Consider the following 25,777-nt stretch of genomic DNA (forward strand, 5'->3'; position numbering starts at 1 on the left):
GGGCGTGGAGCGGTCCGTGCCGTTGTGGCCGCTACTTCGGGTCGGCGTTGAACTTCGAGGCCGACCAGACGTAGCCGAGCACCGCGAGACCCAGGCACCAGGCCACGGCGAGCCATCCGTTGTGGCCGATCCCGGTGCCGAGCAGCAGCCCGCGCAGGGTCTCGATGGCCGGGGTGAACGGCTGGTATTCGGCGACCGGCCGGAACCAGCCCGGCATCGCGTCGACCGGGACGAAGGCGCTGGACAGCAGCGGCAGCAGGATCAGCGGCATGGCGTTGTTGCCGGCGGCCTCGGCGTTCGGGCTGGACAGGCCCATGCCGACGGCGATCCAGGTGAGCGCCAGGGCGAAGAGCACCAGCAGTCCGAAGGCCGCGAGCCACTCCAGAGCCGTTGCGTCGGTGGACCGGAAGCCGATGGCCACGGCGACGGCGCCCACGAGGACCACGCTCATGACCGACTGGAGCACGCTGCCGACGACGTGCCCGACGAGCACGGAGGGGCGGTGGATCGCCATGGTGCGGAAGCGGGCGATGATGCCCTCGGTCATGTCGTTGGTGACGGAGACCGCGGTGCCGATCGTGGTGCTGCCGATGGTCATCAGCAGCAGGCCGGGGACGATGTAGGCGATGTAGTCGGAGCGGTCTCCGCCGCCGATGCCCGCGCTCATGGTGTCGCCGAAGATGTAGACGAACAGCAGTAACAGCATGACCGGCGTGAGCAGCAGGTTCAGGGTGAGGGACGGGTAGCGCCGGGCGTGCAGGAGGTTGCGGCGCAGCATGGTGGAGGAGTCGCGCGCGGCGAGGGAGATCCGGGCCGGGCGGGCGGGAGCGGTGGGTGTGCTCATCGGGCGGTCTCCTTGGGCTGGTCGGGGACGCCGGTGTCGCCGGTGAGGGCGAAGAAGACGTCGTCGAGGTCGGGGGTGTGCAGGGTCAGTTCGTCGGCCTCGATGCCGGCGGCGTCGAGCCGGTCGAGGAGGGAGCGCAGTGCGCGCTGGCTGCCGTCGCTGGGGAGGTGCAGGGCGAGGGCGTCGTCGTCCCCCGTGGCCTCGCGCAGGGCGGAGGCGGCGGAGCGGTAGGCGGCGGGGTCGGTGAAGCGGAGCCGGACGTGTCCGCCGGGCACGATCCGCTTCAGTTCCTCGGCGGTGCCCTCGGCGGCGATCTTCCCGTCGTGCAGGACGGCGATGCGGTCGGCGAGCTGGTCGGCCTCCTCCAGGTACTGGGTGGTGAGGAAGACGGTCACGCCGCCGGTGACCAGTTCGCGGATGATCTGCCACATGGTGTGGCGGGAGCGGGGGTCCAGGCCGGTGGTGGGCTCGTCGAGGAAGATGATCCGCGGGGCGCCGACCAGGGTCATGGCGATGTCCAGGCGGCGTTTCATGCCGCCGGAGTAGGTCGAGGCGGGCTTGTTCGCGGCCTCGGTGAGGTCGAAGCGGTCCAGCAGTTCGGCCGCGACCTGCCGTCCTCGGCGTTTGGGCAGGTGGTGCAGGTCGGCCATGAGGAGCATGTTCTCCTCGCCGGTGATCAGGCCGTCGACGGCGGAGAACTGCCCGGTGACCCCGATCGCGGCGCGCACGGCCTGTGCCTCGGTGGTCAGGTCGTGGCCCGCGACCCGGGCCTGTCCGGCGTCGGGGGTGATGAGGGTGGAGAGGATCTTCACGGCGGTGGTCTTGCCGGCCCCGTTCGGGCCGAGGAGGGCGAAGACCGTTCCTTCGGGGACGGCGAGGTCGATGCCGTCGAGGACGGTCTTGTCGCCGTAGGACTTGCGCAGCCCGTTCGCCGCGATGCCCGGGTTCGTCATGGTGGGTGCTCCTCAGAGGCTGCGGGCGGTGATGTCGCCGTAGGCGGTGGTCGCGCGGATGGTCAGGTCGGCGGCGGCGCCCTCGGTGTTGCGGAGGGTGTTGCGGATCCGGCCGTAGGTGGTGCCGGCGTCCAGGGCGGCGGAGACTCCGGCGGCGGCGCCGACCGACACGTCGCCGGCCTGGGTGGTCAGCACGACCGTGCCGCGCACGGCCTCGGCGATCCGGATGTCGCCCTTCCCGGTGCTGATCTCCGCCGAGCCGCCCAGGCGGCCGACCGAGACGTCACCGGCGACGGTGGTGAGGCGGGCGCCCGCGGTCTCGTCGAGCTTGATCGCGCCGTGCGCGCTCTCGACGGTGACGTCACCGAGCCGTCCGACGCCCCGGAGTTCGGCACTGGCGGCCTTCGCCTCGACCCGGGAGCCGGCGGGCAGTTGCACCGTCACCTCGATGGAGCCGGAGGGGCCGAGGTACTGGTTCTTCGCCGATGCCTCGATCCGCAGGACGCCGTCGCCGTACGAGACCGTGGTCTGCTCCGCCACCTTCACGTCCCGGCTCTTCGAGGCGTCCGCGGGCAGCACCTCGACCGTGGTGTCGGCCCGGTCGGCGGCGATGAACCGGACGTGCCCGGCGGGGATGTCGAGGACGGCGGAGATCGGGGCGGGGGTGTCGAACGTCTGCATGGTGCTCTCCTGACTGCTCGTCGTTTCTGACACCGGAAACGCTACGTTGCGTTCAATGGATCGGCAACAGGCGCGTTGCATGATGTCAAGGTATTAGCAGGTCAGAGCGGCATAATCATTGCAATGGCAATGCCGTCTAACGCAACATGCCCTCCCCGGGTCGTTGCAATGAAATGGAGTTGAACGCTACTCTCGACGAGTCAGGGGAAGCGTGAAGGGAGATCGTGGTGCCGGGAGGCAGGCTCACACAGCAGGAACGCCAGCAGATCGCCATGGGACTGGCCGACGGACTGGCCTACGCGGAGATCGCCAGACGCCTCGACCGCCCGACGTCGACGATCACACGCGAGGTGATGCGCAACGGCGGCCCCACGGCCTACCGCGCCGACCTGGCCCACCGCGCCACGGAACGCCGCGCCCACCGGCGCAGGCAGGCCACCCCCCGGGCGACACAGGCGCCCCCGCAGCCGCACGGACGTGACGCCGAGGCCGTGCGCGAGTACGAGGAGACGCTGACCACCGTCTTCATGCAGTCCGGCACGCCCAAGATGATGGCCCGGGTGATGGCCTGCCTCTGCGTCAGCGACACGGGCAGCCTCACCGCGTCCGAACTCGTCCAGCGCCTCCAGGTCAGCCCGGCGTCCATCTCCAAGGCGGTCGCGTTCCTCGACGGTCAGGGCCTCGTCCGCCGGGAACGCGACGAACGCCGCCGCGAGCGCTACATCGTCGACGACGACGTCTGGTACCAGTCGATGATGGCCAGCGCCCGGGCCATCGCCCAGATCGTCGAGACCGCACAGCAAGGCGTCGGCATCCTCGGCGCGGGCACTCCGGCCGGCGCGCGCCTCGAGAACATCGCCCGGTTCCTCGACTTCGTCTCCGAGAGCACCGCCCGCGCCGCCGACCAGGCCCGCGACATCCTCCACTCCAAGCCCGCGACGACCACGGGCGCCGCCGCCGAGCTCAGGGGGTGACGAAGCGCAACTCCGGGCGCTCCCACGCGGGCGAAAGCCGTCAGGGACCATGACGCGCCGGGGGGCGTCGGAGGCCGGGGACGCCCTGGGGCGCCGCACCTCGGCGCGGGGGTGCCAGGCTGGAGGCATGCAGCAGCCGTACGAGCCCCTCAGGGCGCCGGACACCTCCCCCCGCGTCCTGGTCGTCGACGACGATCCGACCGTCGCCGAGATCGTCGCCGGGTACCTGGACCGCGCCGGTTACGCCGTCGACCGCGCCGACGACGGCCCCACCGCCCTCACCCGCGCCGCGGCGCACCGGCCGGACCTGGTCGTGCTCGACCTGATGCTGCCCGGCATGGACGGCCTGGAGGTGTGCCGCCGGCTCCGCGGCCAGGGCCCCGTGCCGGTCATCATGCTCACCGCGCGCGGTGACGAGGAGGACCGCATCCTCGGCCTGGAGGTCGGCGCCGACGACTACGTCACCAAGCCCTTCAGCCCCCGCGAGCTGGTCCTGCGCGTGGAGTCGGTCCTGCGCCGCAGCAGGCCCGCCGTCACCGGACGGCACCGGCTGGGCGCGGCCGGTCTCACCGTCGACCCGGAGGCCCGCCGCGCCACCAAGCACGACACCGAACTCGCCCTCACCCTCCGCGAGTTCGACCTGCTGTCCTTCTTCCTGCGGCACCCGGGGCGGGCGTTCAGCCGCGAGGACCTGATGCGCGAGGTGTGGGGCTGGGACTTCGGCGACCTGTCGACCGTCACGGTCCACGTCCGCCGCCTGCGCGGCAAGGTCGAGGACGACGCGGCCCGGCCCCGCCTGATCCAGACCGTGTGGGGCGTGGGCTACCGCTTCGACCCGACGGGAAGGGAGGACTGACCGTGCGCGACACCCTCCTCATCGCCCTGTACGCCTTCGCCGGTGCCGCCGCCACCGGCCTGGCCGGAGCGGGCGTACTGCGCCTGATCCGGCGCCGCTCGCTCACCGCCTCGCTCACCGTCGTCGCGGCGGTCGGGGTCGTCGCCATGCTCGCGGGCACACTTGCCGTCGCCTGGGCGATGTTCCTCTCCCCGCACGACCTGACCGTCGTCACGACCGTCGTCGCCATGGCGGCCGTCGTCTCCCTGGCCACCGCGCTGCTGCTGGGCCGCTGGGTCGTCGCCCGCAGCCGCGCACTCGCCCTGGCCGCCCGCTCCTTCGGCGACGGCGGTGACTTCGCCGCCCCCGACGGCCCGACGACCGCCGAACTGGAGTCGCTGAGCCGCGAGTTGGCGGCCACCAGCGCCCGACTCGCCGAATCCCGTGAGCGGGAACGCGCGCTGGAGACCTCCCGGCGCGAACTCGTCGCCTGGATCTCGCACGACCTGCGCACCCCGCTGGCCGGTCTGCGCGCCATGTCGGAGGCCCTGGAGGACGGCGTCGCCGCCGACCCCGACCGCTATCTGCGGCAGATCCGCACCGAGGTCGAACGCCTCAACGACATGGTCGGGGACCTCTTCGAACTCTCCCGCATCCACGCCGGCACGCTGTCCCTCACCCCCACCCGGATGTCCCTGTACGACCTGGTCGGCGACGCGCTGGCGGGAGCCGACCCGCTCGCCCGGGAGCACGGGGTGCGGCTGGTGGGGGACCGGATCGAGCCGGTGCCGGTGGAGGTGGACGGCAGGGAGATGAGCCGCGTCCTGGGCAACCTGCTGGTCAACGCGATCCGCCGGACCCCGGCCGACGGCACGGTCGCCATCGCCGCCGAGCGGTCCGCCGAGGGTGTGGTGCTGTCGGTGACGGACGGCTGCGGAGGCATCCCCGAGGAGGACCTGCCGCGCGTCTTCGACACCGGCTGGCGCGGCACACACGCCCGGACGCCCCCGGCCGGGGCGGGCCTGGGCCTCGCCATCGTCCGGGGGATCGTGGAGGCACACCAGGGCCGGGCCACCGTGCGCAACATCCCGGGCGGCTGCCGCTTCGAGGTGGTACTGCCCGCCGCCGCGTCCTGACAGAGCCGAGGGGCGGACAACGCCGAGCACCGCCGGCCGGTCACCGGCGGACGTAAGGGTTTCGTCATCGGCCGGACGGCCCACGACACCGGCCGAGCCCGTTGAATGGGGGAGGGAGACGAAGAACCACCGGGAGGCGGGCGGCATGGGACGGGGACGAGCGGTGCGGATCGGGCCGTGGCTGGTGGGCGTACTCGTGCTGGTGGTAGCCGGAGCCGGCTTCGGCCTGTACTGGTTCCAGCCGTGGAAGCTGTGGCAGGACGAGACGGTGCGGGAGGCACTGCCCGGGACCGCGGCCTCCTCGACGGCCCCTGCCGGGACCCCGCCCGACGCGTCCTCCGCTCCGTCCCCGGCCGCTCCGGAGACGGTGGCGACCGGCGAGCTGATCAGCCACGAGCACGCGACGTCCGGCACCGTGAAGCTCGTACGGCTGGCCGACGGCAGCCATGTGGTGCGCCTGGAGGGGCTCGACACCAGCAACGGCCCCGACCTGCGCGTCTGGCTCACCGACGCGCCGGTCGAGGAGGGACGCGCCGGCTGGCACGTGTTCGACGACGGTGAGTACACCAGCCTCGGCAGACTCAAGGGCAACAAGGGCAGTCAGAACTACACCGTGCCCGACGACGTCGACGTGACCCGCTACAGCAGCGTCAGCATCTGGTGCGACCGCTTCGACGTCTCCTTCGGCGCCGCGAAACTGACTGCCCGCGCCTGAGGCGGACCCACGTGCTGCCGCATAAGGTGATCGAATGCTGAAGTTCACCGATGTCATCCTCGACTGCCCCGACCCCTGGAAGCTCGCCGGGTTCTACGCCGAGCTGCTGGGCTGGGAGATCAACACCGACATCAGCACGGAGGACTGGGTCAACCTGCGCAACGACGGCGTAGAGCTGTCGTTCCAGCGGGTGGCGGACTACCAGCCGCCCAGCTGGCCGGGCCAGGAGCATCCGCAGCAGTTCCACCTCGACTTCGAAGTGGACGAGTTCGAGCCCGAGCACCGCCGGGTGACCGAGCTGGGTGCCACCTTCCGGAAGAGCTTCGTCGGCGAGAACGGCTACGGCTGGCAGGTCTACACCGACCCGGCCGGACACCCGTTCTGCCTGTGCCGCAACCCTTCCCAGTCCTAGGGGGTGTCCCCGCCCTGGTCTCGGGCGGGGACACGGCGTCTCAGTCGCGCGGTGGGGTCAGTTGGCGTCGACCAGGTCGTGCGCCGGCACGGTGACCGTCCGCTTCCCCGGCTCGCCGCCGAGCACGATCTTCCGCAGGGCGCTGTTGTTGTCGACGTCGGTTTCCTGCAGCCGCTTGTCGGGGTTGGCCAGCACCTGGATGTAGTAGGTGCCGTTGGGCACGTCGGTGATGTCGAACGACTGGCCCGGCAGGTCCTGGGTGTAGGTGTCACCGGATCCGACGTCCAGCACCTCGCGCACGGAGATCGAGTTCTCCTCACCGCAGGCGGTGGACAGGTCGGTGTTGTTCGGGTGCCAGTTGGCGTTCTTCACCGTGTAGTCGATCGCGTCGGTGTTGGCCAGGCAGAACGCTTCCTTGCCGCTGCGCACGGCCTCCTTCTTGTCGGCCTTCAGCAGCCGGTAACTGGCGAAGTCGGTGAAGTGCCAGTGCTCGTGCCCCGGGCGCGGGTCCCACTCCATGGTGCCGGTCGGGGTGTAGCCGACCTGCTTGCCCTTGGCGTCGTAGAAGTACTGGAAGGCGTCCATCTTGTCCTTGCCGGGCGAGCGGAACCCGTCCACCACGAGCTGCGCCGGGCCGGCGTTCCAGACGTTGGCGCTGAACGCCAGGTAGTCCTTGCCGGGGATGTCCTCGGCGCCGTCGGTGACGGTGATGCCGTAGGCCGGCAGCGAGCGCAGGTCCGGCTTGGGGACGTCCGGGACGGAGGGCTTGCCGGTGGGCCGCTTCGACGACGGTGTGAGAGCGGGCGCCTGACGCGAGCCGTCGGTCTGGCCGCCGCTGTCCCCGGCTCGCGGAGACGGTGCGGACTTCTGCTGCTTCTTCTTCAGCGCCCACGGCAGGGCCGGCGGCGCGGCCTTCAGCGGACCGTGGCCCACGTTGTACGAGGGACCCGCACCGCTCGTCATCGGCGCGGCCGCCTCGGCGGGGGACGGGGCATGCCCCGGGCCGTGACCGGCGTGGGCGGTCGGCGCCTGGTGACCGGCACCGTGCCCGGCGTGCTCGCCGGCCTTCGCGGAGCGGGGCGCCGCCCCGGTGGAGCGCTCTTCGTCCTCGTAGCTTCGTTCCACCACGGTCACCTTGACCGTGGCCTTTTTGTCGGCGATGCCGAACAGGTCGCGGTACTTCTTTGCGACACCGACCTCGGCCGTGTACGTACCGGCCGGCAGCTGGACCGGCTCGGTGTAGGAGCCCCCGTAGGTGTTGGCCGCCCAACCCTTCTCGACGCCCCACACGGAGCCCAGGGTGAAGGGGTTGGTGGGGCAGCTCTCCGGATACTTGGAGGTGGCGGGCGCGTCGGGCCGCACGCGGCCGCTGGCGTTGTTCGGGCAGAAGCTCTCACTGCGGGTGAGGACCTTGTCGCCGGCTTCATCGGTGAAGGTGATCTCCGAGAAGCCGGGCAGCCCGGAGAAGTCCTTCACGGTGCCCGTGGGCAGCTTCTTCGTCTTGGTCTTGCCGCCCTGGAACACGGTCTGGGTGACGGTCACCGGGTCCTTGTAGGACTTCCGGGTCACCTTGAGCTCCAGCGGCGTCCCCTCGGCGATGAGGTAGGTGCCGAGGTCCAAGTACACACCCGGGTCCTCCTTCCAGGTGGTGAGCGTCATCGAAGTGGTCGCCGCGACGAGGCTCAGCTCGGGGCCGGTCGCGGCCTTCGCGGGCTCCTGCGCCGCGGCCACGATGCCGGCCGTAACGGCCGTCACGGCGACGGCCGTGGTGCCGGCGAGCAGCGTGCGCCGCAGCCGGGCGGTGCGTCTTCTGGTCATGGATCCCTCGTCCTCCGGTGCTGTGAGAAGGAAGCAGGCGGCACGGCGCGTCCGCGAGGTCCGGGCCGGGGCCGTCACGTAAGAGGCACTTGCTCCGCCCGCGCTGTGAGAGGAACGGACCGGTGGCGCGGTTGTCCGAACGAGGAAAAGGGGGTGGAGGGTTGGCCGAATGCCGTCGTGGTGACGAGATCCGGCTGTCGAGGGCACTCCTCACCCGGCTGAACCGGTCCTCGGTCGCGCCCCCGTCCCGTCGGTGCCGTGGTTGAAGGCTCCGTCCGTCAGGACGGGCACGATCGCGCTGGCGTCGAGTTCGCTCGCGATGAGCACGTCATCGGCGAACCCGCTCCGAACCAGTTCAAGGCCCGAAGAGCAGGCAGCGACGGCATCCGCGACATCGAGAGTCCGGGTGAAGCATGCCTGCGCGGCGACCGCCTCGGGGGACAGCGGGCCGACGCCTCGCGACCTCAGGTCATCGATGATCGCACCGGCACCCAGCAGGTCCTCCACCGCGGGTCGCAGGCTTCCGTCCGGCCACCGCTCACCAGCAGCGATCACCGCGAGGGGACGTTCCACCGTTCCGTAGCCGTGCCGGGCCAGCCACCGGCCGACAGCTGTGGCGTTCCGCAGACAGCCCGCCACTACCGTGGAATCGCCTGCCGCCGCGGCGATGGCTGATCCGTTCGGTGAGGGCAGCACGAGGCGGGGAGTGAACGGGGCTTGCCGGAGTCGTGCCGGTGACAGCGACCACGGTGAAGCCGAAGTGACGGCGCGCCGCCCGACGGCCAGCGCCGCCCTCTTGTTCTGGGCGAACGTGGACGCCGACTCGTCACGCCAGGCATAGGGAAAGACCTGGGTTCCTGCCTCGACGGCGACGGTCACGGATGTCGTGAAGGACAGCACGTCGACCACCACCAGGCACGCGACATCGGGCGCCAACTGTCGGGCACCGGTGGGGCCCCACTCGAATCGGACTCCGTACTCCTGCTGCAGGAACCAGTCGCTCATGGTGGTCGAGTGTCCACCTGCCGGCGCTCGACCACGTGGACCTTCAGCTGCGTGCCAGGAAGTCGCTGATGAGCTTCAGCCACTCCTCGGGGCGTTCGACGAAGGGCAGGTGTCCGGTCGGGAGTTCCGCGGTCTCGGCGTCGGGGATGGCGGCGGCGAGCTGCCGCTGCAGGGCCGGGGAGATGAGCGGGTCGGCGGTGGTCACGACGACGAGCGTGGGTACGGCTATGCCGGCGAGGTCGGCGCGGACGTCGACCCTCCGCACCAGGTCGACGTGGTCGCCGGTGCCGGAGGGGAGGGTGAGTGCGACCTGTTCCGCGGCGGCCTGGACCTGGGCGGGGGCGAGGAAGTTCAGGGCTGCTTCGCTCAGCGTCATCAGGTTCAGGTATTCCGCGAGGACGCTGTGCTGACCGGATGCGAACAGCTGCTGCCAGATGGATGCGACCAGGTCGGTACGGGTGTCGGTGTGCGCGAAGGTGGCGCTGAGCACGAGTGAGGTGACGCGCTCGGGATGACGCGCGGCGAGGCGGATGGCGACGGGTCCCCCGAGTGAGAACCCGCTGACCGCGAACGTGTCGAGCCCCTCGGCATCGGCCGCCGCGACCAGTTGTTCGGCCAGCTCGTCGATGTCGAGGGGGCTCTGGGCTTTCGGCGTGGCGCCGGCGCCGGGGTAGTCGACTCCGACGACGGTGTGCCGTGCGGCGAGTCCCTCCATGATCGGTCCGTAGTTGGCCTCGATGCCGCCGCCCGCGCCGTGGGCGAGGAGGAGGCCGGGGCCGGTGCCGCGGACGGTGCGAGCGAAGGCGGCGGAGCTGGAGGCGGTCATCAGGAGTTCCTTCCGTGACGCCGGCCGGCTCTGTCCGGCCGACTGTCTTTAGCGATCGCTAAAGTTGCGAGGCCGTCGACGATAGCAGAGTGGCTTTAGCGGTCGCTATAGATTCGCGGTAGGCTGCGGTCATGAGCAGCGGAAACACCCCGGCCAAGGCCGCGCCCAGGCGGAGCCGGCGCGCCTTCGACCGCGACAAGGCCCTGGCCGTCGCGCTGCGGGAGTTCTGGACGCACGGTTACGAGACGACGTCCGTCGCCTCCCTCACCGAGGCGATGGGGATCAACCCGCCGAGCCTGTACGCCGCCTTCGGCGACAAGCGGCAACTGTTCGACGAGGCGGTCCAGCTGTACATGCGCCGCCACGGAGCCCGTCTGGAGCAGGGCGCGGACGCCCGCTCCGCCATCGCCACGCTGCTGCGGAGCCTGGCCGCCGACTACACCGACCCGAGTCACCCGCCGGGCTGCCTCATCATCACCGGGGCGACCAACTGCGCGCCCGGCTCGCAGGACGTGAAGGCCAAGCTGCGGGCCATGCGTGAGGAGACGAAGGCTTCGATCGCCGCCCGCATCCGCGCCGACGTCGACGCGGGGCTGCTCGCCGCCGACGTGGACGCCGACGGGTTGGCGGCCTTCTTCGCGGCGGTCGTCCAGGGGATGAACCAGCAGGCGTGCGACGGCGCAGGGCGAGAGACGCTGGAGCGGGTGGTCGACGCGGCAATGGCGGCGTGGCCGGGCACGCCGGCCCGGCGAGGACCGGCATCGGTGCCCTCACCCACCGAATGACCACCTGCTTCCCGCCGGTGGCCCCGCGGGGAGAACCCGCCCGTGCTCCTCGGTCCGGTTACGGCGTCCCCTGGGCCACGTCCCCCGAGGACGTGGCCTCGGCACCTGGCTGTCGCCCGTCCAGCCGGGTGAGCCTCGGCGGGCGTCAAGCACCGCGCTTGCGGCCGAAGGATGTTCTGCCGTTGCGCCGCACCATGGAGACGGTGGTGGCCAGACGCCCGCGCCGCAGGTCGGGTTCGAGCCCGGCTCCCAGTCGGTGCAACTGGTCGGCGTGCCAGTTGAGGTCGAGGACGCCGTCGAGTGTCTTGAGGTCGGCGATCTTGCCCAGTACGCGGCGCATCCCGTAGCGCATCTGGTGTGCGACGACCGCTTCGGCCCGCCCGGTGAGGATCACGTCGGCGGCGTCGGGCGTAGTGACGGCGGGGCGTCCGATGCCGACGACGTCGCATTCGCCCTCGGTGACGGCGTCCGCCATCGCGTCACGCGAGCGGAAGCCGCCCGTCACCGCCAACGGGGTGTCGCCCACCAGACCGCGCACTGTGCGGGCGTACTCCAGGAAGTAGGCCTCGCGGGCGCGCGTCGACGCCACCGAGACGCCCGTCATCGCCGGCGACTCGTAGTTGCCGCCGCTCACTTCGATCAGGTCCAGTCCCTCCTCGGCCAGAGCCGCGACGACCGCGCGTGACTCCGTCTCCGTGAAGCCACCGCGTTGGAAGTCGGCCGAGTTGAGCTTGACGGAGACGGCGAAGTGCGGTGACACCCGTGCCCGTACGCGACGGACGATCTCCAGGACGAACCGCATCCGTCGGTCGGCATCGCCGCCCCACTGGTCGTCACGCCGGTTCGACAGCGGGGAGAGGAACTGGTTGATCAGGTAGCCGTGAGCTCCGTGGACCTGGACTCCGGCGAAGCCCGCCGCTTCGCACACTTCGGCCGCGGTCGCGAACCGCTCGATGATGTCCTCGATCTGCGCGGACGTCAGCTCGCGGGGCTTGGCGGCGCCGGGAAGTGCGAGCGGTATCGGGCTGGGCGCGACCGGCGTGTGCCCGAGCGCGAGCGGATTGGCCTGGCGCCCCGGGTGGTTGAGCTGCACCCAGATCGGAATGCCGGCGTCCTTGGTCGTCGCCGCCCAGCGCGTGAGCAGGGCGAGGTCGCGGTCGTCCTCGATGACGACGTTGCCCGGCTCGCCGAGTTGGTCGCGGTCGACCATGACGTTGCCGGTGATGATCAGTCCGTACCCGCCCTTGCTCCACGTCCGGTAGAGCTGTTCGAGGCGGGGGCCCGGGGCGTTGCGCTTGTCGGCGAGCCCTTCGCTCAGCGCGGCCTTCATGATCCGATTCGGCAGGACCTGGCCGTTGGGCAGGGTCAGGTGGTCGTGAAGAGAGGTCATGGGGGACATCTTTCGGTCAGGCGGGTGTGTGGCACAGACAAGCGTGTGCGGGCGGGCGTTGTTGCTGACTGGCATCGGCCGGCTCGGCTCGGTGCGGTGAACGGACGTGCCTGCGGGCACGTAGCGCACACCCGGCGCCTCGGCCCGCTTGGCGGTTCCCAGCCGGAACGAGCGACGCGAGCAGCGCGACGACCGCCACGGGCACGGCTCCGATGCCGAGCGTCTGTTCTCCGTCGGCGATCCGCAGCCGTGCCCCAGCAGTGGGTCCGCGATCAGTCACACCAGGACGGGGGCCAGAACGGCCACGACCGCAACCCCCAGACGCCTGCTCCGCGGGCTCACTCGGCGTTTCCCGAGAGTGCCCCGTGCAGGAAGACCTCCACCAGCTCCTGCGGGGTCAGGTCGGGCTCGTCGTCCGTACGCGGCTGGGTGAAGAGCAGCCCGATGAAGAGGGCCGCGATCTGCTCCGGCGGCCGGCGCAGGCCGGCCTTGTCGGGCTCCAGCAGCTCCGCGAGGGCCGCGCGGATACGGGTCGTCGACTCGTTGCGGCCCGCGCCGCGCACCGTGCCGGGGTGCTTGCCGCCGCGATGCCCCAGCGAGCCGAGGATCGCGCCCATCCTGTCCATGTGTGCCTGCAGCGCCTCGGCCGCCTCCGCGAGCCGGCCGGGCAGCGGCTGCGACACGTCGATCGCCTCGAGCTCGCGGACCGCGTGCTCGGGGGAGAGCGCCTCGGCCATGGCGGCCTGCAGCAGTTCGTCCTTGTCGGTGAAGACGCGGAAGATCGTGCCCTCGCCGATGCCCGCGGCGCGGGCGATCTTCGCGGTCGTCACGGCGGAGCCGTACTCGGTGATCAGCGGGATCGCGGTCTGGATGATCATTTCCCGGCGCTGCTCCGGCGACATGGCGGGGGCGCGGCGGCGGGCGGTCTGGTTCTCCTTGGGTGCTGTCATGACCGCAAGAGTACGGAGTGAGGACTCACTCCGTCAATGAGTGAGTCCTCACTCCGCTTACCCTTGTACCGTCGTTCACGGAGGCGGCGGGGCCGAATCCCTCGGGTCAGACCTCGTGGTCGGGCCAGCCGAGCAGCCGGGCGCCGATCACGGCGGTCTGCAGGGTGTAACGGTGGACGGGGTCGGCCGGGTTGCTGCCGGTGAGCTTGTGGATGCGCTCCAGGCGGTAGGTCAGGGCCCGCACGCTCAGGCGCAGCCGGCGTGCCGCTTCGGCGGCGGTGCATCCGGAGTCGAAATACGCGGTGAGGGTGTCGAGGAGGTGCTGGGCACCGCCCCGCGCTGCCTGAAGCGGGCCGAGGACGCTGCGCACGAGCTCGGCCATGGCCTGCCGGTCGCGGGTGAGGACGGGGTAGACGAGCAGGTCGGCGGAGCGCAGCACGGGTTCCTCCAGGTCCAGGCGGTCCGCGAGGTCGAGGGCGTTGAGGGCCTCCTCGTAGGAGTGGACGACACCGCCGGCCCCGGGGTGGGCACGGCCGATGGCGACCCGGCCGCCGTCGGTGGCCGCGTGGGCCTGTTTCGCGAAGAAGGCCAGGACGTCGTCCTGGTCGCCGGGTGCGATGCAGATCAGCCGGCCGTCCTTGGTGGTGAGCAGGATGTGGCGTTCGCCGAAGCGGGCGACCAGCGCGCTGTCGACGTGCCGGGTCGCCGGGTGGGTGTCGTCGACGGGCGTGCCGCTCTGGGCGACGGCGACCGCGTGGGCGCGGGAGAGGAGCAGGCCGAAGCGTTCGGCGCGCTCGGCCAGGCGGCCCAGGTCGCTGCGGCCGTAGAGCAGGTCGTCGATGAACTCCCGCCGGGCGGCCTCCTCCTGCCGCACGGCGAGTTTCTGCGCTCGCTCGTGTCCTTCGGCGAAGGCGTCGACCGCCTGCTCGACGGCGGCGAGTACGAGGTCGATTCCTGCGGGGGAGAGGGTGGGCGACAGCGCGCGGGCCGCGGACAGGTGCCGGCGGACCTGGGCACGCAGCCCCAGGCCCGCTTCCGCGGCCTGTTCTCCCCGGGCACGCAGGGACTCCAGCTCCTCCCGGGTCAGGCGTCGGCCGGTGGCGCAGACGTCGGCCAGGATCCGGGCGTACCCCTCCAGGTATTCGTCGGGTACCGCTGACCGTGCCACACGCCCTCCTGGGTCTTCGCGCTGCCTGTGTTCTCCTGTCGCACAGCGGACCACAGTGACAGACGTCCGGCCGCGCCCGCGCTCCCGGGGCCTCACCGAACGCCGCCCGCACGTTCGGGCCGTCCGTGGCCCGTCAGAGCGGCGAAGCGGTCACGCTGCCGCTGATCGTCCAGGTCCACGCTCTCGTACGGATACCGGGGCCATAGCGGGCGGCCGTCGATCCAGGGGACGACAGTGGGAGCGTCGTCCAGCCAGCCCCGCAGTTCCAGGGTTCCGGTCGACGGCGGCATGCCTTCCCACGGGCGGCTTGGAGCGCCGGGCGGATTGACCTCGACGCGGGCCTCCGGCAGGTCCCCGGGCCCGCCGTGAAGGGAGAACAGAACGAGGACCAGCCCGTCGTCGAGGCCCGGCAGCAGGACGTAGCGTTTGGGCACGGGAACGGGCGCTCGGGCGGCACGGTGCAAAGTCCTCACCACGGGCACCGCGCGGAGCGCCAGTCTCCCGGACCGAAGGGCGTTGAACGCCGACAGCGCCCCGACGAGCAAGGGGATCGAGTTGCTGTTGAGTCCTCTTCCCCAGAGCCACCAGAGCAGCAGCATCGCGACGGCGAACGCCGCGCTGACCGCGGTGGGCCGCAGCTGCGAGATCTCCAGCAGAACCCGCACCCGCCACCAGGGAACGACGCGGACGTCGGGTTCCCGCCGGTCGCCAGGCCCGTCCCTGCCGGGAAGGCGCAGGCGATGGGCGGCCTGGGCCAAGGCCGCGTAGGACAGATCCAGTTCCTGCTCCCGAGCTGCTGCGTCAGCGGGGAGCTGCGGCGGCGTGGGCCTGTTCAGCAGCCCGTGCCGCACGGCGGCTTCCGCGTCCCCGCGACGCAGGCGCCTGGACGGCGTGGGGCGTGTCCAGAGCAGGTGCTCCCCGCCCGGTGGCGCGATGACCCCGCCGGTGCCGGGGTCTCCGGCCCACCAGAGCACCCCGCCCGGTCCGGGATCGGCCAGGTGATGACGCGGCGCCATGGTGCGGACCGACAGCGGGATCAGGGTGTCTGTGACCGGATGGCGCAGGACCACGCGGGGCGGGCCCTGGCCTGTGGGGATGGCGACCGCACCGCAGGCCATCCACGGGTGCGCGGCCACGGCGCGCCGCATACGGCGGGAGGTGACCAGTGCGGCCACTCCGACAGCGGCTGCGGCAGGACCGCACACGGCACAGAACCCGGCGAGTGCGGAGAGCCAGCCGATGCCGGCCTCGTCGACGCCGGGGCCGAAGGCCAGCCCGACGAGGGCGGCTGTGGTCCCGATGCCCACCCAGCGCCAGGCCCGCCGACGGTGGTCGGCGACTGCCCGCGCGGTCGCGGGGAGCGCGAGAGCGGTCGTCATGTGCGTGCCGGGGTGTACTTCAGGCATACGGGCCCCCGTGTCTTCGTGCGTGTCGAAAGGGGTCGTGCCGGGCGTGCCCGGCAGGGCGTCGGTGGTTCAGGAGCCCGGCGGCTCGATGCCGCAAGGCCCCTGAACCGGTCCTGCCGGCCTCAGCCGATCTGGATCTTCCCGTTCGCCTCGGCAGCCTGCGTGGTCGTGGGCTGCGCTCCGCCGCGGCCTCGGGTGACGCCCTTCAGCAGCTCGGCGAGGTCGACACCGGTGGTGGAGCTGAGGAGTTCGACGCCCTGCGCGACGTTGTCGGCGACCGTGCGCGAGAGTTGGCTCGCGCCGTCCGTGGAGATGACGGTCATCTTGTCCACGGCGCTCAGCGGCTCGGACGCCTTGGCCACCACCTGCGGCAGCACCTCCACCAGCATCTGCAGCACAGCGGCGTCGCCGTACTGCGCGAAGGCGTCGGCCTTCTTCCGCATCGCCTCGGCCTCGGCCGCGCCCTTGGCGCCGATCGCCGCCGCGTCGGCCTCGCCCTCCAGCCGCACCGCTTCGGCGATGGCCGCGCGCCGGGCCTTCTCGGCCTCGCCCTGCTTGAGCCCCTCGATGGCCTGGGCGTCGGCCAGCGCGCTGCGGCGCTGCTTCTCACCCTCACCGGTCAGCCGGGCCCGCTCGGCCTCCGCCTGCGCGGCCGCGATGCCGGCGGCCTTTTCCGCTTCGGCCTGCTTGACCCGCGCCACGCGCTTGGCCTCGGCCTCCTGCTCGGCGGCGTAGCGCTGGGCGTCGGCGGGCTTGCGGACCTGGGTGTCGAGCTGGCGGTCGGTCAGCGCGGCCTGCCGCTCGGCGACCTTCTCCTGCTGGGTGAGGATCTCCTGCTGCCGGGCCGCCTCCGCGAGCGGGCCGGCGGCGGCGGCGCGGGCGGCGGCCTCGTCGGTCTCCGCCTTGATCTCGGCCTGCTTGAGGTAGAAGGTCCGCTGGGCGACCGCGATCTCCTCTTCGGCCTTCAGCCGGGCCTGCTCGGCGGCACGCCGGGCCACGGCCTCGGCGATGTCGGCCTCCTGCTTGGCGCGGGCGGCCTCGGGCCGGCCGAGGTCCTCCAGGTAGGAGCCCTCGGTGGTGATGTCCTGGATCTGGAAGGCGTCCAGCACCAGTCCCTGCCCGGACAGGCTGGCCTCCGCCTCCTCGGCGACCTGCCCGGCGAACGCGGCCCGGTCACGGATGATGTCCTCCACCGACATCCGGCCCACGATCGCACGCAGCGCGCCCGACAGCACCTCCTGCGTGAAGCCGACGATGCCGTCCTGCTGCATCAGGAACCGCTGTGCGGCGGCCCGGATGGCGTCCTCGCTGCCGCCGACCTTGACGATGGCGACACCCTCCAGGTTGGCCTTCACCCCGCGCAGCGTGACCGCGCCGCGCACGGCCACCGGGATGTGCCGCGAGGACAGGTCCAGGGTGAACTTCTGCTGCACGAACGGCACGACGAAGACCCCGCCGCCGACCACGACCTTCTGGCCGCTGTTGTCGGTGAAGATCCGGCCGGTGTCAGGATCGGTGGCCTTCTTGCCGCGCCGACCGGTGACGATGAACGCCTCGCTCGGACCGGCGACCTTGTACCGGCTGACGACGACCAGCGCGATCAGCACGAGGAGTACGAAGACTCCTCCGACCGCGATGACGACAGAACTCATGGTGTTGTCCCCTCAGCCCTCCCTGAGGACGGCGTTCGGTAAGAGTGTGTGAAAGTGAACGGCGCGACGGCACGGCCGGAACGCCGCCGGAAGGAGTGAGCGGCTCCGCCGGGTCAGCGCTCGACCGGACGGACGGACACTGCCGACTGCGACAGCGCCTGCTCGACCCAGACCTCGGCTCCCCGCGCCACGGCGACCGGGCTCTTCGCCGAGAGCTTCACCGGCTGCCCGGCCCGGTGCACCAGCACCTCGCCGTAGCCACCGGCGGGGATCGCGGTCACGACCGAGCCGGACGCACCGATCAGGTCCCTGTCAGTCGGAGCAGCTCCGGAGGAGTCACCCATCAGCGCCCGGCTCAGGCGGTAGGCGAACCAGCCGGTGAGGACACCGGCCGGCACCCCGATCAGCGCGGCCCCGACCGCGCCCAGCTCGGTGGTGCCCAGGACGATCGCCCCGGAGAAGCCGAGCATGGACACGAACCCGGCGATCGCGGGCAGTGACAGCAGCCCGTCAAGCAGGCCGTCCAGCGCGGCGACCCCGTCGAGCAGCCCCTCGAGCACGCCGTCGAGGACGAACGACAGGGCAAGGAGGACGACCCCCGCAATGCCGAGCCCCAGAAACCAGGCCATCCGCGCACACCGCCTCTCCTTGCGCTCCCCCGTTGTCGCAAGCATCGTCACACGCGGACACCGGACGGGACATTGCCTGGTTCCGGCAATCTTTACGCGTTCTTGATGCCGTGCCCTGAACAGTCGGACGGTCAACCACGCTGGGCCCCGCCGACGCTCTATGACGCCGTGTCAGGAACCTGTACCGTTCCCAGCGGTGTGCCGGGAAGTCCGGTCGGTGATCTTCACCAGAGAAGGCGGAGCAGGTCTGCGCCGCGTCCCCCACCCGACCCGGAGGAGCCGTACGGCATGCTCACCTTCCCTCAGCCGGCACGAGATGTGCCGCGTCCCGAGCGCATGATCGTCTGCGGTGACGACGCGCTCGCCGAACGACTGGCCGCCGAACTCGCCACGGTGTACCGGGAGCGGGTCACTCTCGTCGTACCGCCCTCACGACGGCGCGGCGCCGGAACCGGCCGGACACGCGCCGCCGCACTGCTCGGCCGGGTGCAGGCCGCGATGAACCGCGCCGCGGCCCCGGCCGGTTCCGGCGACCCCGCCACGGCCCATGTCGTCGAGGCCGCGGAACTCGACGAAGCCGCCCTGGCCGAGGTGGGCGTACGTGAGGCCGCCGCGCTGGCGCTGGTCCATGACGACGACGAGACCAACATCCGCGCCGCGCTGGCCGCCCGCCGCCTCAACCCCCGGCTGCGCCTGGTCATCCGGCTCTACAACCGCAAGCTCGGACAGCACCTGGAGGAACTCCTCGACCAGGCCGCCACCCTCGCCGTCCCCGGCCTCGACCCCGCAGCCCTGGACACCTCCACCACCGTCCTGTCCGACGCCGACACCGCGGCACCCGCGCTCGCGGCCACCGCCGTCGCGGGCACCAGCAAGGTCGTCCAGGCCGACGGACTGCTGCTGCGCGCCGTGGAACGCACCCCGCCCGGCCACGGCCGGGTCGCCGATCCCGGCCTGTGCACGCTCGCCCTGCTGTCCTCGACCACCAACGACCCGGCCGGAGCGGAGGGTTCGGACACCAGCGGCCGAGAGGCGCCCGTCCTCCTGCCCGACGACGACACGGTCGCCGCCGCCACCGGACGCGGCACGGTGGTCCTCGAGACCGTCACGCACACCCCCTCCGGTTCCGCGGCGCGACGGCTGGCCGGGCGCGGACTGCCGCTGGGGTCCCTCTTCTCGCGCCGGCTGCGCTGGTCCCTGGCCGGGCTCGTGACCAGCGTCCTCGGCGTGGCCGTCGCGACCTGGCTGACCGGCGGCGACCGTTCCGGCGGCTCCACCGGCCTGCTGCACGCCTCCTACCTCACGTTGCTCGACCTCTTCGCGATCGGCGACCCCGCGCTGGACGAACCCCCCGCACGCCAGGTGCTTCAGCTCCTGGCCGGCCTGGCCGGCCTGCTGCTGATGCCGGTGCTGCTCGCGGCCGTCCTGGAGGCGCTCGGCACCTTCCGCACCGCCTCCGCGCTGCGCCGGCCACCACGCGGACTGTCCGGGCACGTCGTCCTGCTCGGCCTCGGCAAGGTCGGCACCCGTGTGCTGGCCCGGCTCAGAGAACTCGACATCCCGGTCGTGTGTGTGGAGGAAGACCCCGAAGCGCGCGGTATCCCGCTCGCCCGCCGTCTGCGCGTGCCCACCGTCCTCGGGGACGCCACGCAGGAAGGCGTGCTGGAAGCCGCCAAGATCCACCGCGCGCACTCCCTGCTCGCCCTCACCAGCAGCGACACGACGAACCTGGAAGCCGCCCTGTACGCACGCTCCGTCAAACCGGACCTGCGGGCGGCACTGCGGCTGTACGACGACGACTTCGCCACTGTCGTCCACCGCACCCTGCGCACCGCCCACCCACGGGCCCTCACCCGCAGCCGCAGCGTGTCCAGCCTCGCGGCCCCCGCCTTCGCCGGAGCCATGATGGGCCGACAGGTTCTCGGCGCCATACCCGTCGAACGCCGGGTGCTGCTCTTCGCCGCCCTCAACGTAGCCGGACACCCGCACCTGGAGGGACGCACCATCGCCGAGTCCTTCCGCCCCGGAGCCTGGCGCGTCCTGGCCCTCGACACGGCGGAACCGGGCGAGCGCCTGCCCGACCTCGCCGCGACTCCGGCGCACGACGGCGGGAACCGTCCCGGCGGACTCGTGTGGGATCTCCACCCCGGCTACGTACTGCGGCCCGAGGACCGCGTGGTCCTCGCCGCGTCCCGCCAGGGCCTGGCGGAACTCCTCGGCCGGCATCCGCGGCCCAGGCTGCGAACCACCGACGCCTGACGAGGCATCGGTCTCGCCGACGGCCGCCCAGGGCGGGCTCAATCGTCCGAAGACTGCCCCCGCCGCGGCACCTGGGGCGACATCGCAGCCGCAGCCTCCGCCTTGGCGTCGCTCACCGCTGCGGCGGCCTGCTTCTCAGCCTCGTCAGCAGCCGCGGCGGCGTCGAGTGAGACCGCCGAGCCCGCGCCGAGCTGCGGAACCCGGCTTCCGCGCGACGGGTCGTCCGCGTCGGAGGTGGCCGCTGCTTCCTCCGGTCGCGCAGGTTGAGGAGGAGCCGCCGTCGACTGGTCACCGAAGGCGCTGGTCACGGTCCGAACTGCCTCCGTCAGCTCCCCCGGGATCACCCAGAACGTGTTGTTGTCGCTGCTCGCCAAGTGGGGGAGCGTCTCGAGGTACTTGTAGGCCAGGACCTTCGGGTCGGCGTTGTTGCGATGGACGGCCTGGAAGACGAGTTCCACCGCCTTGGCCTCGCCGTCCGCCCGCAGGATCATGGCCTGTTGCGTGCCCTGTGCCTCCAGGATGTCCTTCTGCTTGGTGCCTTCCGCGGTGAGGATCTTGGCTTGCCGCTCCCCTTCGGCGTGCAGGATGGCCGCGCGCTTGTCACGCTCGGCCCGCATCTGCTTCTCCATCGCTTCCTTGATGGTGTGCGGTGGATCGATGGCCTTGATCTCGACGCGGTTGACGCGGATGCCCCACTTGCCGGTGGCGTCGTCGAGGACGGCGCGCAGCCGGGAGTTGATCTCCTCGCGCGAGGTGAGCGTCTCCTCCAGGTCCATGCTGCCGATGACGTTGCGCAGCGTGGTCACGGTGAGCTGATCGATCGCCTGGAGGTAGTCGGCGACCTCGTAGGCCGCAGCCCGCGGGTCGGTGATCTGGTAGTAGAGCACGGTGTCGATGTTCACCACGAGGTTGTCCTCGGTGATCACCGGCCGCGGGTCGGACGAATAGACCTGCTCGCGCACGTCGAGTTTGGTGTTGATGCGGTCCGCCACCGGCACGACCAGGTTCAGCCCGGGTTGCAGCGTCCGCCGGTACCGGCCGAACCGTTCGACGTTGTAGCGGCGCGCCTGCGGGACGATCCGCACACTGGAGGCCACGAGGAAGACGACGACGATGGCCGCCACGAGAGTGAGGATGACAACCGGATCCACAGTGCCTCCCTTGCCGAGTGTTCAGCCGTTCATGGAAGGAGCGTGCGGGGGTAGACGACGGCCGTGGCGCCATCGATCTCCATGACGTCCACCAGCGCCCCCACCGGGATCACCAGGCTCTCGTCGAGTGCGCGGGCGGACCACTCCTCGCCGGAGAGTTTGATCAGGCCGCGGGTAGCGGTGACCTCCTGCATGACCTCGGCCCGCTTGCCGATCAGCGCGTCACTGCCCTCGCGGGTGAGAGGTTGCTGTGCCATATGCCGCAGCGCGACAGGGCGGACGATGAGGAGGCCCGCTGCCGCCGCTGCCCCGAGAGCCAGGAACTGGCCGAGAAGGCCGATGCCCACACCAGCGACGACGGCGGCGACCAGTGCGGCGCCCGCCAGCAGCCCGAAGACCAGTGTCAGGGTGAAGAACTCCGCGACGCCCAGCGCCGCGGCGGTGATCAGCCAGATGAACCACGGCATTGAATCGCCCTCCTCCAGGGGGCCCTCCCCACCAAGCTACCTCCGGGAACGCCGGGCAGAACAGACACGGGAGAGCCGTGGTTCTTGATCGTTGAGGTGTCTTCCCTGATCAGCCGGGATGCGCGAAAAAGGCACGCATGGCGCACCAGGCACACGACCTGGGGTTCCGGCGCGAAGCCCTTCACAGCGCGCAGGCTTCGGTCCACGGTGAGCGGTACGCAGCCGCCCCCGGGTACGCGCCGGGTCGTCCGCGCTCCGGGCCACAGCTCTCACGGCGATGGTTCAGAGCCAATCCCGCCGCTTGAAGATGACGTACAAACTGGTGCACACGACCCCCATCAGGGCGATCGCGAAGGGGTATCCGAGCACCCAGTGCAACTCCGGCATGTGGGTGAAGTTCATGCCGTAGATCGTCCCGACCAGCGTCGGCGCGAACAGGATCGCCGCCCACGACGAGATCTTCTTGAAGTCGTCTACTTGGCGCCTCTGACCTGCGACGACGCGACTCCGGCCGCCTCTGACCTGCGACGATGAGTCGTTCGGCATCTTTCAGCATGGTCTCGCGTCACGCAGTCGATTCTCCCCACGCGCTCCCCACAGCCGTCGAGACTCCCCGGATTCTCCCCACAGCTCGCCACTGCCAGGGCAGTGGCGACCCAGGAGGCCCGGCCCATCCGCAGGATCGCCGCAGGCACGCCGAGTGACAAGCGGGGCGGGTATGTGCCTGGCCTGGCATGCCGACCCGGCATCCCTGCGTGGGCGGTCAAGGACTGGTGCACTCGGCGACAACTGACCGTGCTGCGCCCGTCCTAGCGTGACCGCGTCCGTAGCCACGCACACTCATTCGCCAACGAAGGGATTAGCGCATGCCGTTCATCACCGTGGGCCAGGAGAACTCCACGACCATCGACCTCTTCTACGAGGACCACGGAACCGGGCAGCCGGTCGTCCTCATTCACGGCTTCCCGCTCGACGGCCACTCCTGGGAGAGGCAGAGTGCCGTGCTGCTCGACGCCGGTTACCGCGTCATCACTTACGACCGCCGCGGTTTCGGGCAGTCCAGTCAGCCGACGGCCGGCTACGACTACGACACCTTCGCGGCCGATCTGAACACCGTGATGGAGACCCTCGACCTGCGGGACGCGGTTCTCGTCGGGTTCTCGATGGGCACCGGGGAGGTCGCCCGGTACGTGTCCACTTACGGTTCCGCCCGAGTCGCCAAGGTCGCTTTCCTGGCCTCGCTGGAGCCCTGCCTGCTCAAGAGTGACGACAACCCGGACGGCGTCGCGCCGCAGGAGTTCTTCGACGGCGTCGTCGCGGCCGTCAAGGCTGACCGCTACGCGTACTACACCAGCTTCTACCAGGACTTCTACAACCTCGACGAGAACCTCGGCACCCGGATCAGTGAGGAGGCCGTCCGTAACAGCTGGAACGTCGCTGCGGGCGGTGGCTTCTTCGCAGCCGCCGCCGCGCCCTCGACCTGGTACACGGACTTCCGGGCCGACATACCGGCCATCGACGTGCCGGCCCTGATCCTGCACGGCACGGGCGACCGCATCCTGCCCGTCGAGGGAACGGCGCGGCCGTTCCACAAGGCGCTCCCGTCCGCCGACTACGTGGAGATCGAGGGCGCCCCGCACGGCCTGCTCTGGACCCACGCGGAGGAGGTCAACGCGGCACTCCTCACCTTCCTGCGGAAGTAATCACACGGGAGCCGGGCCGTCTGTCGAAGGCGGCCCGGCTCCCGCATGTCCGAGGCTGTTGTCGCCGTCGTGAGTCCACCCGCTGGGGATGGAGTGGCCGTTCGGCGGCCTTACGGTTGCGGTTGTACAGGCAGCGACCCACAACGCGGGCCGGGACAGGGCGCTCACGGGCAAGCACCCCTGCACGCACAGGCATGACGACCGTCCGACCGCTGCCTACATTTCCGGCATCCACACAGTTGCCGGAATGAAGAGGCCCCCATGCAGTTCGGAATTTTCTCGGTGGGGGACGTGACCCCCGACCCGACCAACGGCCGTACCCCCTCGGAGCGTGAGCGCATCAAGGCGATGGTCGCCATCGCGCTGAAGGCGGAAGAGGTCGGACTGGACGTCTTCGCGACCGGTGAGCATCACAACCCGCCGTTCGTGCCGTCGTCCCCGACCACGATGCTGGGCTACATCGCCGCCCGTACCGAGAAGCTGATCCTTTCCACCGCCACGACGTTGATCACCACCAACGACCCGGTGAAGATCGCCGAGGATTACGCGATGCTCCAGCACCTGGCCGACGGCCGCGTCGACCTGATGATGGGCCGCGGCAACACCGGCCCGGTCTACCCCTGGTTCGGCCAGGACGTCCGGCAGGGCATCAACCTGGCCAAGGAGAACTACGCCCTGTTGCGCCGGCTGTGGCGCGAGGACGTCGTGAACTGGGAGGGGAAGTTCCGTACGCCGCTGCAGGGCTTCACCTCCACGCCGCGCCCGCTGGACGGCGTACCGCCGTTCGTCTGGCACGGCTCGATCCGCTCGCCGGAAATCGCCGAGCAGGCGGCGTACTACGGCGACGGCTTCTTCCACAACAACATCTTCTGGCCCGCCCACCACACGAGGCAGATGGTCCAGCTGTACCGGCGCCGGTACGCCTTCCACGGTCACGGCCGGCCCGAGGAGGCGATCGTCGGTCTCGGCGGGCAGGTCTTCATGCGGAAGAACTCCCAGGACGCCGTACGGGAGTTCCGGCCCTACTTCGACAACGCGCCCGTCTACGGGCACGGCCCCTCGCTGGAGGAGTTCACCGAGCAGACACCGCTGACGGTGGGCTCTCCCCAGCAGGTCATCGAGCGGACCCTGTCCTTCCGTGAGACCGTCGGCGACTACCAGCGGCAGCTGTTCCTGATGGACCACGCGGGCCTGCCCCTGAAGACCGTGCTGGAACAGATCGACATCCTCGGCGAAGAGGTGGTGCCCGTGCTGCGGAGGGAGTTCGCGATCGGCCGCCCGGCCGATGTGCCGGACGCCCCCACGCACGAGTCGCTGCGAGCCGTTCGCGAGGTGTCCGCCGCATGAAGCTCGTCGCCGTGTCCGCGGGGCTGAGCACCCCGTCCTCCACTCGCCTGCTCGCGGACCGTCTCGCCGAGTCGGCCCGCGGCGAACTCTCCGCCCACGGCCAGGAGGTGGAGACCGAGGTCATCGAGTTGCGGGAGCTGGCCGTCGCCGTCGCCAACAACCTCGTGACCGGATTCCCCGCGCCGCCCCTGGCCGCCGCCCTCGACGCGGTGACGGGCACCCACGGCCTGATCGCCGTGACCCCAGTGTTCACCGCCTCCTACAGCGGGCTGTTCAAGTCCTTCTTCGACCTGATCGACCCGGACGCCCTCACCGGCAAGCCGGTCCTCGTCGCGGCCACCGGAGGCACGGCCCGCCACTCCCTGGTCCTGGAACACGCCCTGCGCCCGCTCTTCGCCTACCTGCGCGCCGCCGTCGTCCCCACCGCGGTGTACGCGGCGTCCGAGGACTGGGGCTCCGACGGCGACGAGTACACCGTGGGACTGCCCGCGCGCATACGGCGGGCGGGCGGGGAACTGGCAGCCATGATGGCCGCCCGACCGGCCGGGGAGGCGCCCGAGGACGACATCACCGCGCTCGAGCGGCAGCTCTCCGACCTGCGGTTCGACTGAAGCCAACCCTGGCGGAGCGCACGACGCGCATATGGCATGCTTCGTGCAGATTCACCTCGT

General features: G+C 71.1%; 24 protein-coding genes and 1 pseudogene. 10 read left to right on the forward strand and 15 right to left on the reverse strand.

What is annotated here, in order from left to right:
- Positions 1-31: 31 nt before the first annotated feature.
- From C1703_RS32195 to C1703_RS32205, 3 genes are read right to left on the reverse strand one after another with little or no spacing between them, the layout of a single operon-like run.
- The gene (locus tag C1703_RS32195; protein WP_114256125.1) at positions 32-844 is read right to left on the reverse strand and encodes an ABC transporter permease; all 813 of its coding nucleotides are present in this window, start codon (positions 842-844) and stop codon (positions 32-34) included.
- Positions 841-1,797, reverse strand: a complete 957-nt coding sequence (locus tag C1703_RS32200; protein ID WP_114256126.1) for an ATP-binding cassette domain-containing protein — start codon at positions 1,795-1,797, stop codon at positions 841-843. The genes C1703_RS32195 and C1703_RS32200 overlap by 4 nt, the downstream gene beginning before the upstream one ends.
- Before the next feature lie 12 nt (positions 1,798-1,809).
- Entirely contained in the window at positions 1,810-2,478 is a 669-nt protein-coding gene (locus C1703_RS32205) for a DUF4097 family beta strand repeat-containing protein (protein WP_114256127.1), read from the reverse strand.
- A gap of 227 nt (positions 2,479-2,705) precedes the next feature.
- Between C1703_RS32205 and C1703_RS32210 the strand changes: the two genes are divergently transcribed.
- From C1703_RS32210 to C1703_RS32230, 5 genes are all read left to right on the forward strand, one after another.
- Entirely contained in the window at positions 2,706-3,452 is a 747-nt protein-coding gene (locus tag C1703_RS32210) for a helix-turn-helix domain-containing protein (RefSeq protein ID WP_114256128.1), read from the forward strand.
- Positions 3,453-3,579: 127 nt separating this feature from the next.
- Positions 3,580-4,308, forward strand: coding sequence for a response regulator transcription factor (locus C1703_RS32215; protein ID WP_114256129.1), 729 nt, complete (start codon positions 3,580-3,582; stop codon positions 4,306-4,308).
- Between the two features lie 2 nt (positions 4,309-4,310).
- On the forward strand, positions 4,311-5,423 hold the full coding sequence (locus C1703_RS32220; RefSeq protein WP_114256130.1) for a HAMP domain-containing sensor histidine kinase: 1,113 nt from the start codon (positions 4,311-4,313) through the stop codon (positions 5,421-5,423).
- Between the two features lie 145 nt (positions 5,424-5,568).
- The gene (locus C1703_RS32225) at positions 5,569-6,138 is read left to right on the forward strand and encodes a DM13 domain-containing protein (protein ID WP_114256131.1); all 570 of its coding nucleotides are present in this window, start codon (positions 5,569-5,571) and stop codon (positions 6,136-6,138) included.
- Positions 6,139-6,172: 34 nt separating this feature from the next.
- Positions 6,173-6,550, forward strand: coding sequence for a VOC family protein (locus C1703_RS32230; RefSeq protein ID WP_114256132.1), 378 nt, complete (start codon positions 6,173-6,175; stop codon positions 6,548-6,550).
- A gap of 57 nt (positions 6,551-6,607) precedes the next feature.
- Here C1703_RS32230 and C1703_RS32235 read toward each other — a convergent pair whose 3' ends face one another.
- The 3 genes from C1703_RS32235 to C1703_RS32245 form a co-directional block, all read right to left on the reverse strand.
- A complete protein-coding gene (locus tag C1703_RS32235; RefSeq protein WP_114256133.1) occupies positions 6,608-8,368 on the reverse strand; it encodes a lysyl oxidase family protein in 1,761 nt (586 codons plus the stop codon).
- Between the two features lie 210 nt (positions 8,369-8,578).
- Positions 8,579-9,373 (reverse strand): 2-phosphosulfolactate phosphatase, encoded by a 795-nt coding sequence (locus tag C1703_RS32240; protein ID WP_114256134.1) that lies wholly within the window; start codon positions 9,371-9,373, stop codon positions 8,579-8,581.
- A 43-nt stretch (positions 9,374-9,416) separates the two neighbouring features.
- Positions 9,417-10,199, reverse strand: coding sequence for an alpha/beta fold hydrolase (locus tag C1703_RS32245; protein WP_114256135.1), 783 nt, complete (start codon positions 10,197-10,199; stop codon positions 9,417-9,419).
- 131 nt (positions 10,200-10,330) lie between these two features.
- Here C1703_RS32245 and C1703_RS32250 point away from each other — a divergent pair, with 131 nt between their 5' ends.
- Positions 10,331-10,984, forward strand: a complete 654-nt coding sequence (locus C1703_RS32250) for a TetR/AcrR family transcriptional regulator (RefSeq protein WP_114256136.1) — start codon at positions 10,331-10,333, stop codon at positions 10,982-10,984.
- A gap of 145 nt (positions 10,985-11,129) precedes the next feature.
- On the opposite strand, the gene C1703_RS32255 is transcribed toward C1703_RS32250, so the two are convergent.
- The 6 genes from C1703_RS32255 to C1703_RS32280 all read right to left on the reverse strand — a co-directional run bounded on the left by C1703_RS32255 (position 11,130) and on the right by C1703_RS32280 (position 18,179).
- The gene (locus C1703_RS32255) at positions 11,130-12,374 is read right to left on the reverse strand and encodes an NADH:flavin oxidoreductase/NADH oxidase family protein (RefSeq protein WP_114256137.1); all 1,245 of its coding nucleotides are present in this window, start codon (positions 12,372-12,374) and stop codon (positions 11,130-11,132) included.
- A gap of 338 nt (positions 12,375-12,712) precedes the next feature.
- Positions 12,713-13,324 carry a TetR/AcrR family transcriptional regulator gene (locus C1703_RS32260; protein WP_114256138.1) on the reverse strand — a complete coding sequence of 204 codons (612 nt, stop codon included), beginning with the start codon at positions 13,322-13,324 and terminating at the stop codon, positions 12,713-12,715.
- Between the two features lie 106 nt (positions 13,325-13,430).
- Positions 13,431-14,492, reverse strand: coding sequence for a helix-turn-helix domain-containing protein (locus tag C1703_RS32265; RefSeq protein WP_114256139.1), 1,062 nt, complete (start codon positions 14,490-14,492; stop codon positions 13,431-13,433).
- A gap of 92 nt (positions 14,493-14,584) precedes the next feature.
- Positions 14,585-15,898 carry a hypothetical protein gene (locus C1703_RS32270; protein WP_157993197.1) on the reverse strand — a complete coding sequence of 438 codons (1,314 nt, stop codon included), beginning with the start codon at positions 15,896-15,898 and terminating at the stop codon, positions 14,585-14,587.
- A gap of 122 nt (positions 15,899-16,020) precedes the next feature.
- Positions 16,021-17,550: a flotillin family protein gene (locus C1703_RS32275; RefSeq protein ID WP_114256141.1), complete on the reverse strand. Its 1,530-nt coding sequence runs from the start codon at positions 17,548-17,550 to the stop codon at positions 16,021-16,023.
- 113 nt (positions 17,551-17,663) lie between these two features.
- Positions 17,664-18,179, reverse strand: a complete 516-nt coding sequence (locus C1703_RS32280) for a hypothetical protein (RefSeq protein WP_114256142.1) — start codon at positions 18,177-18,179, stop codon at positions 17,664-17,666.
- A gap of 336 nt (positions 18,180-18,515) precedes the next feature.
- Between C1703_RS32280 and C1703_RS32285 the strand changes: the two genes are divergently transcribed.
- Positions 18,516-20,438 carry an NAD(P)-binding protein gene (locus C1703_RS32285; protein ID WP_114256143.1) on the forward strand — a complete coding sequence of 641 codons (1,923 nt, stop codon included), beginning with the start codon at positions 18,516-18,518 and terminating at the stop codon, positions 20,436-20,438.
- A gap of 38 nt (positions 20,439-20,476) precedes the next feature.
- Here C1703_RS32285 and C1703_RS32290 read toward each other — a convergent pair whose 3' ends face one another.
- The 3 genes and pseudogenes from C1703_RS32290 to C1703_RS32300 all read right to left on the reverse strand — a co-directional run.
- Positions 20,477-21,589 carry an SPFH domain-containing protein gene (locus C1703_RS32290; protein WP_114256144.1) on the reverse strand — a complete coding sequence of 371 codons (1,113 nt, stop codon included), beginning with the start codon at positions 21,587-21,589 and terminating at the stop codon, positions 20,477-20,479.
- Positions 21,590-21,618: 29 nt separating this feature from the next.
- The gene (locus C1703_RS32295) at positions 21,619-22,056 is read right to left on the reverse strand and encodes an NfeD family protein (protein WP_114256145.1); all 438 of its coding nucleotides are present in this window, start codon (positions 22,054-22,056) and stop codon (positions 21,619-21,621) included.
- A gap of 282 nt (positions 22,057-22,338) precedes the next feature.
- Positions 22,339-22,530 (reverse strand): annotated as a pseudogene (locus C1703_RS32300) (CorA family divalent cation transporter); the annotation flags it as partial.
- A gap of 392 nt (positions 22,531-22,922) precedes the next feature.
- Between C1703_RS32300 and C1703_RS32305 the strand changes: the two are divergent.
- The 3 genes from C1703_RS32305 to C1703_RS32315 all read left to right on the forward strand — a co-directional run bounded on the left by C1703_RS32305 (position 22,923) and on the right by C1703_RS32315 (position 25,717).
- On the forward strand, positions 22,923-23,759 hold the full coding sequence (locus C1703_RS32305; protein ID WP_114256146.1) for an alpha/beta hydrolase: 837 nt from the start codon (positions 22,923-22,925) through the stop codon (positions 23,757-23,759).
- 261 nt (positions 23,760-24,020) lie between these two features.
- The gene (locus C1703_RS32310; protein ID WP_114256147.1) at positions 24,021-25,106 is read left to right on the forward strand and encodes an LLM class flavin-dependent oxidoreductase; all 1,086 of its coding nucleotides are present in this window, start codon (positions 24,021-24,023) and stop codon (positions 25,104-25,106) included.
- Positions 25,103-25,717, forward strand: coding sequence for an FMN reductase (locus tag C1703_RS32315; protein ID WP_114256148.1), 615 nt, complete (start codon positions 25,103-25,105; stop codon positions 25,715-25,717). The genes C1703_RS32310 and C1703_RS32315 overlap by 4 nt, the downstream gene beginning before the upstream one ends.
- Positions 25,718-25,777: the final 60 nt, after the last annotated feature.

Origin of the sequence: Streptomyces sp. Go-475, assembly GCF_003330845.1 — a bacterium.
Taxonomy (GTDB): domain Bacteria; phylum Actinomycetota; class Actinomycetes; order Streptomycetales; family Streptomycetaceae; genus Streptomyces.